The organism is Loktanella sp. SALINAS62 (assembly GCF_018263905.1).
GTDB lineage: Bacteria > Pseudomonadota > Alphaproteobacteria > Rhodobacterales > Rhodobacteraceae > Loktanella.
Genome location: NZ_JAAFZU010000018.1, coordinates 1 through 1,971 on the forward strand (window position 1 = coordinate 1; position 1,971 = coordinate 1,971).

Below are 1,971 nucleotides of genomic sequence, written 5' to 3' on the forward strand. Positions count from 1 at the left end.
TGTTGATTTTCACTCAGAACTGAGCCGGTTTTTTCACCGAGAAGTGAGCCACCTCTGATTATGGATTTTGGTTCATGTTGGGGTCAAGCTGTGTGTGTTGTTTCCTTCTTCTTTGCAGCAGATACCGCAGCTGAGCTTGCTTTGAAGCGGAAGCTGTCGTTTCCAGTTTCAAGGATGTGACAGCGATGGGTGAGGCGATCAAGCAAGGCGGTTGTCATCTTGGCGTCGCCAAATACCGTGGCCCATTCGCTGAAGCTGAGGTTGGTGGTGATCACGACGCTGGTGCGCTCGTAAAGTTTGCTGAGCAGATGGAATAGCAGTGCCCTACCTGACGCACTGAACGGCAGGTATCCCAACTCGTCGAGGATAACGAGGTCGAGCTTGGTCATGGCTTCTGCGATCTGCCCGGCCTTGCCCTTGATCTTTTCCTGTTCGAGGGTGTTGACCAGTTCGATGGTCGAGAAGAAGCGAACCTTGCGGCGGTGATGTTCGACAGCCTGGATGCCGAGCGCCGTTGCGACGTGGGTCTTTCCTGTGCCTGGGCCTCCGATCAAGACCACGTTCTGGGCACCGTCCATGAACTCGCAGCGGTGCAAGGCCCTTACAGTGGCTTCGTTGATCTCGCTGGCGGCGAAGTCGAAGCCGGAGAGGTCTTTATAGGCCGGGAAGCGGGCGGATTTCATGTGATAGGCGATCGACCGGACCTCGCGTTCGGCCAATTCAGCCTTCAGGAGTTGCGCCAGGATCGGGATGGCAGCCTCAAAGGCCGGCGCTCCTTGCTCAATCAGATCAGTGACGGCCTGCGCCATGCCATACATTTTGAGGCTGCGCAGCATGATGACGATGGCGCCAGCGGCGGGGTCATGACGCATGACGGCCTCCAGCGATTTGGGTCCGCAAATCATCATAGCGTTCGACATTGGCCTTGGGTTCCTGGCGCAGGGCCAGCGCCTGTGGCGTATCCAGTGGTGGACCATCAATCACCTTGCCGTCGACCAGCCGGTGCAGCAGATTCAGCACATGGGTTTTGGTCGGCACCCCCTCGGCCAACGCAAGTTCTACAGCGATGAGAACGGCTTGTTCATCGTGCTGAAGAACCAGTGCGAGGATGTCCACCATCTCGCGATCACCGCCGGGCTTGCGCAGCATATGATCCTGCAACTGTCGGAACGCGTGAGGTAATTCCAGGAAGGGCGCACCATTCCTGAGAGCGCCTGGCTTCCTCTGCACGACCGCCAGATAATGCCGCCAGTCGTAGATTGTCTTCGGCGGCAGGTGGTGGCTGCGCTGTATGACGCGCGTATGTTCGCACAGGATGTTGCCCTCAGCAGCCACCACCAGCCGGTCCGGATAGATCCGCAGGCTGACAGGACGGTTGGCGAATGATGCTGGAACGCTATAGCGATTACGCTCGAAGCTGATCAGACATGTGGGCGACACGCGCTTACTCAGCTCGACGAAGCCATCAAAAGCGACCGGCAGCGGCATCAGCGCAGCCTGCTCGTCAGCCCAGACGTCGGCGATGGTGCCGGGTTGTTTGCCATGCGGGGTCACCCGCCACAAATCGAAGCAGCGCTCTTCCAGCCAGGCATTCAGCGCGGCAAAGTTGGGGAAGTCCGGCATGCCTTGCAGCATCTGGTGGCGGGAATCTCGAACGTTCTTCTCGACTTGCCCCTTCTCCCATCCTGCCGCCGGATTGCAGAAGTCGGGCTCGTAGACATAGTGGTTCGTCATGGCGAGAAAGCGGATGTTTACCTGGCGCTCCTTACCACGGCCGACGCGATCAACCGCCGTGCGCATATTGTCGTAAATCCCACGACCCGGCACGCCGCCAAATACCCGGAACGCGTGCCAGTGGGCATCGAACAGCATCTCATGCGTCTGCAACGGATAGGCACGCACCAGAAAGGCCCGGCTGTGTGACAGCTTGATATGGGCCATCTGCAACTTCGTGCGCTCGCCGCCCAGAAC

The 1,971-nt window shown here is 58.7% G+C and carries 2 protein-coding genes; both read right to left on the minus strand.

Features of this window, described 5'->3' with window-relative positions:
• Positions 1–83: 83 nt before the first annotated feature.
• A complete protein-coding gene (gene istB, locus GZH79_RS07295) occupies positions 84–872 on the minus strand; it encodes an IS21-like element helper ATPase IstB (protein WP_211643131.1) in 789 nt (262 codons plus the stop codon).
• The coding region (gene istA / locus GZH79_RS07300; protein WP_211643132.1) for an IS21 family transposase at positions 862–1,971 on the minus strand (1,110 nt) is incomplete at its 5' end. The genes istB and istA, both read right to left, overlap by 11 nt.

Coding starts and splice junctions, on each gene's coding strand:
- istB (WP_211643131.1), bottom strand. CDS start 872: ATGCGTCATGACCCCGCCGCTGGCGCCATCGTCATCATGCTGCGCAGC.